The sequence below is a fragment of the Flavonifractor sp. An4 genome, assembly GCF_002161755.1.
GTDB classification, from domain to species: domain Bacteria; phylum Bacillota; class Clostridia; order Oscillospirales; family Oscillospiraceae; genus Flavonifractor; species Flavonifractor avicola.
In genome coordinates, this window is the sequence record NZ_NFIL01000006.1 from 1 (window position 1) to 12,955 (window position 12,955).

The 12,955-nt window shown below is 61.4% G+C and carries 11 protein-coding genes; 2 read left to right on the top strand and 9 right to left on the bottom strand.

Annotated features, from left to right (window positions below; genetic code table 11):
* Nucleotides 1–123: 123 nt before the first annotated feature.
* The 9 genes from B5F94_RS04165 to B5F94_RS04205 form a co-directional block, all read right to left on the bottom strand.
* The gene (locus B5F94_RS04165) at nt 124–2,670 is read right to left on the bottom strand and encodes an ATP-dependent Clp protease ATP-binding subunit (protein WP_087328025.1); all 2,547 of its coding nucleotides are present in this window, start codon (nt 2,668–2,670) and stop codon (nt 124–126) included.
* Between the two features lie 90 nt (nt 2,671–2,760).
* The gene (locus B5F94_RS04170) at nt 2,761–3,300 is read right to left on the bottom strand and encodes a CDP-alcohol phosphatidyltransferase family protein (protein WP_087266213.1); all 540 of its coding nucleotides are present in this window, start codon (nt 3,298–3,300) and stop codon (nt 2,761–2,763) included.
* 44 nt (nt 3,301–3,344) lie between these two features.
* On the bottom strand, nt 3,345–4,052 hold the full coding sequence (locus B5F94_RS04175; protein ID WP_087266215.1) for a CvpA family protein: 708 nt from the start codon (nt 4,050–4,052) through the stop codon (nt 3,345–3,347).
* Nucleotides 4,053–4,067: 15 nt separating this feature from the next.
* A complete protein-coding gene (locus tag B5F94_RS04180) occupies nt 4,068–5,297 on the bottom strand; it encodes a DUF5711 family protein (RefSeq protein WP_087328028.1) in 1,230 nt (409 codons plus the stop codon).
* Nucleotides 5,297–6,046 (bottom strand): tRNA pseudouridine(38-40) synthase TruA, encoded by a 750-nt coding sequence (gene truA, locus B5F94_RS04185; protein WP_087328031.1) that lies wholly within the window; start codon nt 6,044–6,046, stop codon nt 5,297–5,299. The genes B5F94_RS04180 and truA overlap by 1 nt, the downstream gene beginning before the upstream one ends.
* Before the next feature lie 44 nt (nt 6,047–6,090).
* Nucleotides 6,091–6,903 (bottom strand): energy-coupling factor transporter transmembrane component T family protein, encoded by an 813-nt coding sequence (locus B5F94_RS04190; protein ID WP_087187129.1) that lies wholly within the window; start codon nt 6,901–6,903, stop codon nt 6,091–6,093.
* Nucleotides 6,904–7,767 (bottom strand): energy-coupling factor transporter ATPase, encoded by an 864-nt coding sequence (locus B5F94_RS04195; RefSeq protein WP_087187130.1) that lies wholly within the window; start codon nt 7,765–7,767, stop codon nt 6,904–6,906.
* 36 nt (nt 7,768–7,803) lie between these two features.
* On the bottom strand, nt 7,804–8,664 hold the full coding sequence (locus tag B5F94_RS04200) for an energy-coupling factor transporter ATPase (protein WP_087328034.1): 861 nt from the start codon (nt 8,662–8,664) through the stop codon (nt 7,804–7,806).
* 12 nt (nt 8,665–8,676) lie between these two features.
* Entirely contained in the window at nt 8,677–9,540 is an 864-nt protein-coding gene (locus B5F94_RS04205; RefSeq protein WP_087328037.1) for a class I SAM-dependent methyltransferase, read from the bottom strand.
* A 139-nt stretch (nt 9,541–9,679) separates the two neighbouring features.
* Between B5F94_RS04205 and B5F94_RS04210 the strand changes: the two genes are divergently transcribed.
* Both B5F94_RS04210 and B5F94_RS04215 read left to right on the top strand, forming a co-directional pair.
* Complete coding sequence (locus B5F94_RS04210) at nt 9,680–10,375, top strand: hypothetical protein (protein WP_087328040.1); 696 nt, start codon at nt 9,680–9,682, stop codon at nt 10,373–10,375.
* Nucleotides 10,376–10,531: 156 nt separating this feature from the next.
* Complete coding sequence (locus tag B5F94_RS04215; RefSeq protein WP_164496872.1) at nt 10,532–12,910, top strand: phosphoketolase family protein; 2,379 nt, start codon at nt 10,532–10,534, stop codon at nt 12,908–12,910.
* Nucleotides 12,911–12,955 lie beyond the last annotated feature (45 nt).

Genomic DNA, 12,955 nt, shown 5'->3' on the forward strand with positions numbered 1-12,955 from the left:
CTAAAACGAAACCTGGCGTTAATTAACGCCAGGCCTCGCAAAGTTTTGAATTTCCATTCTGCCCAGGAATTATGGGACTTCGAACTCAATTCCTGTTGCACTTAGTTTGACAATTCACTATGCTTATTCCGCCGTAATAACGGTCTTCTCCCCGTCCGACGTGGCGTGGATGGCAGAGATGGGATGGAGATAGCTGTCGATGAGCTTGGTAGCGATGTCGTCCTCCAGGTCCTTCTGGATCTGGCGGCGCAGGTTGCGGGCGCCGTAGGTCTGGGAGTAGGACTTGCGGACCAGGTGGTCCAGCAGAGCATCGTCCCAGGTAAAGGTGATGCCCTTCTCCTTGAGGGTATCCCGCAGTTCGCCCAGCATGATGGCAGCGATAGACTTAAAGTTGTCCTCGGTGAGCTTGTTGAAGTAGACAATCTCGTCCACCCGGTTGATGAACTCAGGCCGCAGGAAGGACTCCAGCGCCTTCATGGCCCGCTCCCTCCCCTGCTGGTCTGCGGTGCGACCAAAGCCCACGCTGCCGGCGGAGGTGCGGGCGTCGCTGCCCGCGTTGGAGGTCATGACGATAACGGTGTTCTCAAAGTTCACGTTGCGGCCCTGAGCGTCGGTGATGTGTCCGTCGTCCAGGATCTGGAGCAGAATGTTGAGCACATCGGGGTGGGCCTTCTCAATCTCGTCGAAGAGGATGACGCAGTAGGGCTTGCGGCGCACCTTCTCGGTGAGCTGGCCCGCCTCGTCATAGCCCACATAGCCCGGGGGGGAGCCGATGATGCGGCTGACGGCAAACTTCTCCATGAACTCGCTCATATCCAGCCGGATGAGGGACTCGGGAGAGTGGAACATATCCATGGCCAGCCGCTTGACCAGCTCGGTCTTGCCCACGCCGGTGGAGCCCACAAAGATGAAGGACACGGGCTTGCGCTTGGAGGCGATGCCCACCCGGCCCCTGCGGACGGCGGCGGCCACAGCGTGGACCGCCTCGTCTTGGCCGATGAGGTGCTCTTTCAGCCGGTCTTCCAGCTTGGCCAGGCGCTCATACTCGGCCTCCTGGATCTGGCTGGCAGGGATCTTGGTCCACAGCTCAATGACCCGGGCCAGGTGCTCCACCGTCAGGGGCGGGGCGCTCTGGGCATCCAGCTTGCTCAGCTCGTCCTGGAGCTGGATCTCCCGGCTCTTGATAGAGGCCAGCCGCTCGTAGTCCTTGCTGCTGCCCTGGTCAGCCATCAGCTTCTCCCGTTCGGCAGCCAGGTTGTCCAGTTCCTTGCGGAAATTGGCCTGACGGCGCTCGTTGGCCCCCAGGGCCTCGGTGGTGGCGGGGTTCCCCATGAGGGCGTCGTGCTCGGCGGTGAGCTTGTTCAGCTCCCGGCGGATCTCGCCCTGACGGCTCTCGTTGTTCTTCAGGGCGGTCTGGCGCTTGTAGTCCCGGTCGTTGGCCTCTACCATCAGGTTCTCCCGCTCCTGACCCAGGGCCTCCAGCTCCTTCTTTACCTCCACCTCACGGGCCAGAGCCTTGTTGTGGAGGTTCACGTCGGAGCAGGCCTCGTCGATCAGGTCGATGGCCTTGTCAGGCAGGAACCGGTCGGTGATGTACCGCTCGCTCATAGTTACCGCCAGGCGGCACATCTCGGGAGAGATGGAGACGAAGTGATACTTCTCGTAGTAGGGGGCGATACCCTTGATGATCTTAATGCTGTCCTCAATGGAGGGCTCCTCCACCATCACCGGCTGGAACCGCCGCTCCAGGGCGGAGTCCTTCTCGATGTACTTGCGGTACTCGGTGAGGGTGGTGGCGCCGATGACCTGGATCTCCCCCCGGCTGAGGGCGGGCTTGAGGATGTTGGCGGCGTTCATGGAACCCTCGGCGTCACCGGCGCCCACGATGTTGTGGACCTCGTCGATGACCAGGATGATGTTGCCCAGCTTCTTGATCTCCTCAATGAGGCCCTTCATGCGGCTTTCAAACTGGCCGCGGAACTGGGTGCCTGCCACCAGGGCGGTCAGGTCCAGCAGGTAGACCTCCTTGTCCAGCAGCTTGTAGGGTACATCCCGCTGGTAAATCTTCTGAGCCAGGCCCTCGGCAATGGCGGTCTTGCCCACGCCGGGCTCGCCGATGAGGCAGGGGTTGTTCTTCTGCCGGCGGTTGAGGATCTGGATGGTGCGCTGGATCTCCTCGTCCCGGCCGATAATCCTGTCCAGCTTGCCGTCGGCGGCCTTCTGGGTCAGGGAGATGCAGTAGTTCTCCAAAAACTTCCGCTTGGGGGGCTTATCGCCCTTCTTGTCCTTTTCTGTACGTTCAGAGCGGTTATTCTCCCGCTCGGGAGGCTGGTTCTGGGGATTCTGGGCTCCGCCGCCGAACAGCTTATTCAGGAAGGGGAAGGTGGCGGTCTTGCCCTCGTCCTCCTCATCCTGGTCGCCGTCGTCGCTGGGCACCAGGCCTTCCATGCCCTCGGCACCGCCGAAGGCGGACATCATTTCGTTGGTCAGTCCCTCCAGGTCCTCGTCGGTGATGCCCATCTTCTGCATCATATCTTCCACGGGCTTGATGCCCATTTCCTTGGCGCACTTGAGGCACAGCCCCTCACTCTTGGTGGTGCCGCCCTCCATCTTCTGAATGAAGATGACGGCTACATTCTTATGACATCTGGAACAAAGTGTGGGTTGCATATATGTTCAGCTCCTTTGACGGGGACGGCCCCGTACGGGCCCTCTCCCCGGAGAGATGATTCTAATCCGAAATTATGAACTGGGTATGAATCAGGCCGGCTTTCTTTCCCGCATGGTCTTGCAATACTGGTACACATACCCTGCCAGCGCCAGCAGCGTCAGTGCCAGAGCTCCGCCGATCATGGCGGTACGCCCCACTCTGGGGATGGCGGGGAACAGCATCAGGGCCACACACACCACAAAGAACACGCCGGTAGACAGCTTACCCAGCCAGTTAGAGGGGATCACATCCCCCAGACGGCGATACATGAGATAACCGCCGATGGCCATGCACAGCTCCTTGCAGAAGAACACGATCACTGCCCACAGGGGGATAATGCCATCCACTGTAATACAAATAATAACCGTAAAGGTCATCCACTTGTCAGCCGCAGGATCCAGAATGCGGCCCAGCTTGCTGACCTGATTGAAGTGGCGTGCGATCCAGCCATCGGCAATATCGGTGAGGAAGGCCACCAGATAGATGAGGGCCGCCCAGGTATGGGCGTCCGGCATGGGCTGGAAAAACACCACTGCGAACACCGGCACCAGAAACAGCCGGAACAGGGACAGAATATTGGGGACTGTCATGTCGATTCACCTGAATTTCTCTCTTTTTCTCAGATCGCTGCCGGTTACACGCCGGAAAGCAGGCTCATAGGATTGGTAGTCATGAAGAATTTCAGCAGTACCGTGTGCTCCACCGTCTCCGCCGGGATCAGATTACCCATGAACTGGATGGCCCAGGCGGCGATAAACAGGATCAGGCAGCCCTGAAGCAGGCCAAACACGCCGCCCAGAGTCTTATTGAGGAAGTGGAGCACCGGCAGGCGGGCCACCAAATCCAAAGCCCGGCTTACAAGCTTCCACAGAATGAGAATGACCACAAAACCCACCAGGAACAGGATGAGATAGGCCGCCGACTGAGCGATGGCCGCTGCCACCTTGGCTGCGGCACTGGCGGCCACCTCGGTCATACCGTTCTCTACCGCCTGGTTGACGCTGTTGATCAGAGGCTCATAGAAACCCATGTCCCGCAGGGCGTTGAGCACGTCCTGAAGAGGCAGGGTATCCGGTGTGGGGGCCTCCTCCCCTGTCTGGCCGTTCTCCTCCAGGCTGGCCTGGATCTGCTGGTCCAGCTGCTCCTCAATGGCGGCAGCAAACTTGGGCTCCAGGGCGTCTGCCACCATGGGAGACAGGGTACGGGCCAGCACGCCGGCGCCGCCAAAGGCGATGAGCACGCCCACCAGGCCGCACAGGGACAAAACCAGTCCCCGCTTGATACCCAGCAGCACAAAGGCCGCCAGGATGGCCACAACGATCAGTTCAAATACGATTGCCATAGGGTTCCTCCGTGATTACTGGGGCAAATAGACCCGTGCGGTGTCGTTGCCGATGAGCAGCACACTGCCGTCGGAGCGCTGGAGCACCTTGCGTGCGCTCTGGGTCTCTTCCAGGGAATGATAGACCGACAGATCCTGGTCATAGATGTTCAGCTGATCGGCGGTCAGCAGGCTGATATACCGCCCGGCCGCCGAGATGGACAGCACCTGCTCGTCCAGAGCCATGGTGGCCCGGGCCTCGCCCTGGGTGTCCACCACCACTAGCTCAGCGGTACTGCCTGCCCGGTACTTGCCCAGCAGCAGAACGGCGGTACCGTCTCCTGCCAGGGAAAAGCCCTTCAGATAGCGATCGGAATAGGAATAGCTGCCCGTCAGGGCGGCGGAATCATCCAGATGATAGATCTCATCCTCACCCAGGGCCCAGATTCCGCTGTCGTCCCAGGTCATGTCCAGGATCACCTGGCCGCCCACCGTGCAGGTAGTCTGGGGAGAGGCATCGGAAGCGGCGCCGGCGGTGGGATAGAGCTCCACCTGACTGGTGAAGGTGCCGTCGGCGAGGCCCATGGTGAGCACCGCCACCGTACTGTTATCCGGCGACAGGGCGGCGTCCATAATGAAGCGGCTGGACAGGCTCACCTGCATCTGGGGCTGGAACTGACTGTCGTACACCGTGACCACGCCCTTATAACCGCTCTCCTGGGTCACCGTCACCATCCAGCCCTTCCCGTTTACATCGGCGGAGAGCACCTCTTCGTCCTCCGCCAGCTCCAGGGTAAAGGCCTCCTCCCGGTTCCGGCAGACCAGCAGAGTCTGGCCGCCGGCATCGTAGGCCAGAGCGGTGGACCCGGCGGCTACCGCAACCGGGTTCTCCATGGTGACCGTGCGGTCCACATACACCTGACCGCTGGCTGAATAGAGCCGCACACCGGTAGTGGAACACACCAGCAGATCGCCGTCCAGGCTGGCAAAGGTGCTGCTGCTGTCCCCGTCGAAGGGGAAAGATTCAGCCTGTCCGCTGTCTCCCCGCTCCAGATCCCGGTAGGCAAACCACCGCTTGATGGAGTCAAAATTCAATTTATCATAGTTGACGATGAGGAAGATGGCGCCCAGCACCATGACTACGGTCAGCAGAAAGGCCAGCAGCCGCAGCACTGGATTGGGCCGCTTCTCCTTCTTGCGGGATGGATTGGCGTCCTTGTCCTCGTTCAGTCTATGCGCCTTCTTGGAAATTATGTGGCGAGGCATTACAACACATCCTCATGGTACCATAGCTTTGTCATGTACAGGCCGCCGGCGGGCACCGTGGGGCCTGCGGCGGTGCGGTTCCTGCCCTCCAGGATAGCGGGCACGTCATCGGGAGAGAACTTGCCCTCGGCGGCATAAACGCAGGTGCCCACCATGGCCCGCACCATGTTGTACAGGAAACCGTCGGCACACACCTTACATTCGATCATCAGCCCGCTGCGGGTGATATTGAAGTAGTGGACCGTCCGCACGGTGGTGCGGGTCTCGGTACCTACGCTGCGGACAGCGGCGAAGTCATGGGTACCCACAAAGTGGGAGGCCGCCCGCTGCATAATCCCCTCGTCCAGGTGCTTGGGATAAAACCAGGCCCGGTCTACATAGAAGGCGTTGCGGATGTGGGAGTTGTAGATCCGGTAGGTATACTCCTTCTTCAGGCAGGAGCCGATGGCGTTGAACTCGTCCGGCACCTCGGTGGCCTTCACCACTACGATGTCATCGGGCAGCCGGGTATTCACCGCCAGGGGCAGCCGGTCGCAGGGGATGCGGGAGGTGGTGCGGAAGTTGGCCACATAGGTCTCGGCGTGGACCCCGGCGTCGGTACGGCCTGCGCCGGTACACTTCACCGGATGGCCTACCACCGTGGCCAGGGCCTTTTCCAGAGTTTCAGCCACGGTAGCGGCGTTCTTCTGGACCTGCCAGCCGTGGTAGGCCGTGCCCACATACATCAATCTTAACGCAATATTTCTCATAAGTCCTTCAGTAAACCTTAAATTTTGGTAAAAATTGTGGTTCCTTACCAACCGTAGTGAGCCAGCACGCCGATACCCACGCACAGAGCCACCGACAGCAGCAGGGAGAGAATGTCCACACCCTTCATCTTCAGCTGGCGCAGGCGGGTGCGTCCGCTGCCGCCGTGGTAGCACCGGCACTCCATGGCTACCGCCAGCTCGTCGGCCCGGCGGAAAGCAGAAATAAACAGGGGCACCAGCAGGGGCACCAGGGCGCGGGCCTTGCGGATCAGGTTGCCGCTGTCGAAATCGGCGCCTCTGGCCTTCTGAGCGGACATGATCTTGTCGGTCTCCTCAATGAGGGTGGGGATGAACCGCAGGGCAATGGACATCATCATGGCCAGCTCGTGGATGGGCACCCGGATCACCTTCAGGGGGCTGAGCAGTTTCTCCAGGCCGTCGGTGAGCATAATGGGCGAGGTGGTGTAGGTCAGCAGGAAGGTGCAGGTGATGAGCATCATAATCCGCAGGATCATGAACACAGCTGCCCGGATGCCCTCCGCGTAGATGGTAAACACCCACCAGGACACCAGCGGTTCCCCCTCACCGGGGGTAAAGAACAGGTTCAGAATGGCGGTGATGAGGATGATGATGAAGATGGGCTTCATGCCCCGAAGAATACTCTTGAGCCCCACCTTGGAAATGGCGATAAGGGCGGCCAGCAGCACCAGCAAAATGGCGTAGGTCACCACATTTGCGGCCAGAAACAGGGCTACGATATAGGCAATGGTGCCAATCAGCTTGGTGCGGGGATCCAGCCGGTGGATGATGGTCTTGCCCGGGAAATACTGGCCCAGGGTAATGTCTTTCAGCGCCATTTACACCACCGCCTTTCCCAGTTTGGCCAGAATCGCGTCTCTGGCCTGCTGGATGGTGTACACCGAGGGGTCGATGTCCACCCCCATGGCACGCAGCCGGTGGAACACCCGGGTCATGGCGGGCACACCCAGTCCCATACGCTCCAGTTCGTCCCCGTGGGCGAATACCTCCCGGGGAGCGCCGGAGAAGGGAATCTTGCCGTCGTTGACCACCACGATGCGGTCCACCGTCCGGGCCATCTCCTCCATAGAGTGGGAGACGATGATGATGGTGGCATTCTTGGCCACATGGTAGTCGTGGATGTTGCCCAGAATGGACTCCACACCCACCGGGTCCAGGCCGGCGGTGGGCTCGTCCAGAATGAGCACCGAGGGCTCCATGGCGATAACGCCGGCAATGGCAACCCGGCGCTTCTGGCCGCCGGAGAGCTCAAAGGGGGACTTCTCCAGAGTCTCCTCCTTCAGGCCCACGAACTGGGCGGCCTGCCGCACCCGGCGGTCGATCTCGTCGGGCTCCAGCCCCATGTTGCCGGGGCCGAAGGCGATATCCTTATAAACGGTTTCCTCAAAGAGCTGATACTCGGGGTACTGGAACACCAGGCCCACCTGGAAGCGGGTCTGGCGGGTACGCTCCTTGCTCTCCCAGATGTCCTTGCCCTCAAAGAGCACTCTGCCCGAGGTGGGCTTCAGCAGGCCGTTGAGGTGCTGGATCAGGGTAGATTTGCCCGAGCCGGTGTGGCCGATGATGCCCAGGTACTCCCCGCGGTAGGCGGTGAAGTCCACATCCACCAGGGCCCCGTGCTCAAAGGGGGTGCCGGCGGAATAGATATGACTCAGGCGCTCCGTCTGAATAATCGGTTCCAATTTGCTTCAGTCCTTTATCACAATGGTGCATTCCCCTTACGGGGTAACGCCCTGGTTCAGCAGCTGATACAATTCCCGGGCGCACTCCTCGTCATTGAGGGCGTCCATGGACACATTTACCCCCGCCTTTTGCAGCTCCCACAGAAGCTCGGTGGTCTCGGGGACGGTGAGGCCCACTTCCTTCAGCGCCTCTACCTGCCTGAATACCTCCCGAGGGGCACCGTCGGCAATGACCTTGCCCTTGGACATAACCACCAGACGGTCGGCCTGGGCAGCCTCGTCCATGTGGTGGGTGATGAGTACCACCGTCACCCCGGAAGTGCGGTTGAGTTCCTTGATGGTTTTCAGCACCTCGGAACGGCCGATGGGGTCCAGCATGGCGGTGGGCTCGTCCAGCACGATGCACCGGGGCTGCATGGCGATGACGCCGGCAATGGCCACCCGCTGCTTCTGACCGCCGGAGAGCAGATGGGGGGCGTGCTCCCGGTACTCATACATCCCCACCGCCTTCAGGGCGTCGTCCACCCGGCGGCGGATCTCCTCCGGGGGGACTCCAAGATTCTCCGGAGCGAAGGCCACGTCCTCCTCCACCACGTTGGCAACGATCTGGTTGTCCGGGTTCTGGAACACCATGCCCACGGTACGCCGGATATCCATCAGTTTTTCCTCGTCGGCGGTATCCATACCGTCCACATAAACCTTGCCGCCGGTGGGCAGCAAAATGGCATTCATATGCTTGGCCAGGGTGGATTTCCCCGAGCCGTTGTGGCCCAGCACCGCCACGAAGGTGCCCGCCTGGATCTGGAGGTCCACCCCGTCCAGCACCACCGGGGATGGTCCCTCCTCCTCGTCATAGCGGAAGTGCAGGTCCTTTGTTTCAAGAATGGCTTGTCCCATAGCGTCTCCTTCTTAGTCGCAGATCCATCTTCCGGTGGCACCGCAGGGCAGCGCCAGGCCGGTAGCGGTTACCGGCAGACCCAGCTCCTGGCTCTCAGTATGGCCGCCGTGCTTCCGGGCCACCAGTGTCTCCAGCAGGTAGGTGAGTACCGAGGGGGCAAGGCCGGTGGTGTAAGAGTTGATGAGGAAGAACAGGGGGTTGTCCGACAGTACCCCGGTCACCAGTTCCACAAAGGGGAACAGGTTCTCCTCCAGCTTCCAGATCTCGCCGGAGGGACCCCGTCCATAGGAGGGCGGGTCCATAATGACGGCATCGTACTTCCGTCCCCGGCGGATCTCCCGCTCCACAAATTTGCCGCAGTCATCCACGATCCAGCGGATGGGAGCGCCGGTGAGACCGGAAGAGGCAGCGTTCTCCCGGGCCCAGCTCACCATACCCTTTGCAGCGTCCACATGGCACACGCTGGCCCCCGCCGCGGCGCAGGCCACGGTGGCCCCACCGGTGTAGGCAAATAGGTTGAGCACATTCACCGGCCGGCCTGCGGAGCGGATGCGCTCCATGGCAAAGTCCCAGTTAGCAGCCTGCTCGGGGAACAGGCCGGTGTGCTTGAAGTTCATGGGCTTAATATTAAAGGTAAGCTCCTTATAGCCCAGCGTCCACCGCTCGGGCAGGGCCTTTTTCACCCAGCGCCCGCCGCCGGTGGAGGACCGCTGGTACCGGGCGTCGTACCGGTTCCAGCCGGGCTGCCGCCCTTCGGGGCGCCAAATAGCCTGGGGATCCGGGCGCACCAGAGTAAACTTGCCCCAGCGCTCCAGACGCTCTCCACCGCCGCAGTCCAGCAGCTGATAATCTTTCCATCCGTCAGAGACCCACATAGTCATCCTCCCGGTCATTGTTGTCATAATCATCCTATTATATCATTCTACCCCTGTCGAGTCAACGAAAAGAGCGGATTGTGTTATGGAGAAAACTGTGTTAAAATAGGCATGAATTTGTGGAAATGAGGTGTCCCCTATGAGCGCCACAGAGCTTCAGTTTCGTACCGCCACCTTCGGCGGTTTTCAGAAGCAGGATGTGCTGAGTTATATTGAATCCTCCAACCAGACCCACATGGAAAAACTGGCCCAGCTCCAGCGGGAGCGGGATGAGCTGGCGGCTGAAAAGGAGAAGCTGGCGGCGCAGGCCGGTCAGGCCAAAGAGCAGGCTGAGACGCTGGCCAAGGAAAACGAAGCCCTGACCGCCCAGCTGGATGAGGCGCGCAAAGAGGTGGAAGCGCTGCGGGCCCAGCTGGAGCAGGTCCGCGGAGAGGCAGAGCAGACCGCCGCCCAGCTGACCGGCGCCAATGCCCGCCTGGCCCAGGCCGAGCGTGACGCCGCCGCCTACCAGCAGGTAAAGGACCGCACCGCCGGCATCGAGCTTGAGGCCCACTGCCGTGCTCAGGAGGTACAGCAGGAAGCGGAGGAGAAAGTCCGCCGGGCTCACACCGAGGTGACCCAGTGGCTCCACAAGGTGCAGGCGGGCTATGACCTGCTGCGCTCGGACATGGACGGGGCCATCTCCCGCACCGGTCAGGAGCTGGACAAGCTGCGCCAGACGCTGGAGCAGCTGTCCTCCAACTTCAGCAGTCAGGACGAGCACCTGCGCAAGCTGGCTCAGGACTGTGCGGACCAATTCGCGCCCCCCGCGCCCCTGCCCCTGGATGAGAAATAAGAACCCCGCCGCGCGGGCATGGGGGCTGTTGCAGCAGGCTGCAACAGCCCCTTCTGTTGTCCGGCGGCGTCAGTCTGCTTTTTGTGGAAGGAGTGCATCCCTTTGGCAAAATCCTCCGGACCCCGCACCAAAGTTACGGTCAAAACCTCGGCCCGTATGTCCAAAAAAGGTCCTCTCAGCCCTGAGGCTCTGCGGAAACTGGACGCCTGGTGGCGGGCCTCCAATTACCTGGCCGCCGGCCAGCTCTATCTGCGGGACAATCCCCTGCTTCGTACTCCTCTGAAGCCGGAGCATCTGAAGCACACCCCGGTGGGACACTGGGGCACGGTACCAGGCCAGAACTTTATCTATACTCACCTCAACCGGGTCATCACCAAGTACGACCTGAATATGATCTACGTCTGCGGCCCCGGCCACGGTGGTTCCGCCGTACTGGCCCAGACCTATCTGGAGGGCACCTACAGCGAAGTCTACCCCAACGTAAGCCAGGATGAGGAAGGAATGCGCAAGCTCTTTCAGCAGTTCTCCTTCCCCGGCGGCGTGGGCAGCCACTGCGCCCCCGACACCCCCGGCTCTATCAACGAAGGCGGCGAGCTGGGTTACTCCCTGGCCCACGCCTTCGGAGCTGTCATGGACAATCCGGACCTGATCGCCGCCTGTGTCGTGGGCGACGGGGAGGCCGAGACCGCCCCTCTGGCTGCCGCCTGGCACGGCAACAAGTTCCTGGACCCGGTGGGAGACGGAGCGGTGCTCCCCATTCTCCACCTCAACGGCTACAAGAACGCCACCCCCTCCCTCTTCGCCCGTATCTCCGCCGAGGAGGTGGAGGACTTCTTCAAGGGCTGCGGCTGGACCCCCCGTTTCGTGGAGGGGGACGACCCGGCCCAAATGCACCAGAAGATGGCGGCCGCCCTGGACTGGGCAGTGCGTGAGATCCAGCGCATCCAGGAGAGCGCCCGTTCCTTCGGGGAAACCGAGCGTCCCCGTTGGCCCATGGTGGTGTTTCGTTCTCCCAAGGGCTGGACCTGTCCCAAAGAGGCGGATGGGGTAGCCCTGGAGGGCACCAGCCGGGTCCACCAGCTGCCTCTGGCGGTGGACGATGCCCACCCGGAGCGCTTGCCGATTCTGGAGGAGTGGCTGCGCTCCTATCATCCGGAGGAACTCTTCGATGAAGCAGGGGCACCCATCCCTGCTCTACGGGCTATGGCTCCCCAGGGAGAACGGCGGATGGGCTCCAACCCCCACGCTAACGGCGGTCTGCTGCTGCGGGACCTGCGCACCCCCGATTTCTCCAAATACGCGGTGGAGGTCCCCGCCCCCGGCGAGGCGGAGGCCGAGGACATGGCCGAGTTGGGCAAGTACGTCAAGGACGTGCTCAAGCTGAACCAGAAGGCCAAAAACTTCCGTATCTTCTCCCCGGACGAAACCATGAGCAACAAGCTGTGGGCTGCCCTGGAGGCCAGCGACCGCCGGTGGAATGCCGACCGGCTGCCCTCCGATGAGGGACTGTCCCCCAGCGGGCGCATCCTGGACGGGATGCTGTCCGAGCATATGTGCCAGGGCTGGCTGGAGGGCTATCTGCTCACCGGCCGTCACGGTTTCCTCAACAGCTATGAGGCCTTTATCCGCATCGTGGACTCCATGGTGAGCCAGTATGCCAAGTGGCTCAAGGTGGCCGGTCCCCTGCCCTGGCGGCAGGACATCGCCTCCCTCAACTATGTGCTGTCCTCCAACGTGTGGCAGCAGGATCAGAACGGCTTCACCCACCAGGACCCCGGTTTCCTGGACCATGTGGCCAACAAGAAGGCGGACGTGGTGCGGCTCTACCTGCCCCCCGATGCCAACTGCCTGCTGTCCTGCTTCGACCACTGTATCAAGAGCCGCAACTATATCAATGTGCTGGTGACCTCCAAGCACCCCCGGCCCCAGTGGCTCACCATGGATGAGGCCATCAAGCACTGCACCCACGGCATCGGTATCTGGCAGTGGGCCTCCAACGACCAGGGGGCCGAGCCTGACGCGGTGCTGGCCTGCTGCGGCGAGACGCCCACCCTGGAGACCCTGGCCGCCGTCACCATCCTGCGGCGCTATCTGCCCGAGCTGAAGGTGCGGGTGGTCAACGTGGTGGATCTGATGAAGCTGCAGCCCCACACCGAGCACCCCCACGGTCTCACCGATGAGGACTACGATGTGCTCTTCACCACCGATAAGCCCATTATCTTTGCCTTCCACGGTTATGCTTCCCTGGTCCATGAGCTGACCTACCGGCGGCACAACAAGAACCTTCACGTCCGGGGTTATAAGGAAGAGGGCGGCCTCACTACCCCCTTCGATATGCGGGTGCAGAACAACATCGACCGCTTCGACCTGGTTATCGACACCGTCAAGCGGCTGCCCCAGCTGGGTAACCGTGGCGCCTTCCTCATCCAGCTGATGAAAGACAAGCTGGTGGAACACCGGCAGTACATTACCGCCCACGGCCAGGATATGCCCGAGATTCGGGACTGGAGATGGAACGGCGGCGCAGGGATCTGATCCGCCTTGCCAAAGGGCCCGTTCTGTGCTAATCTTATAGAAATA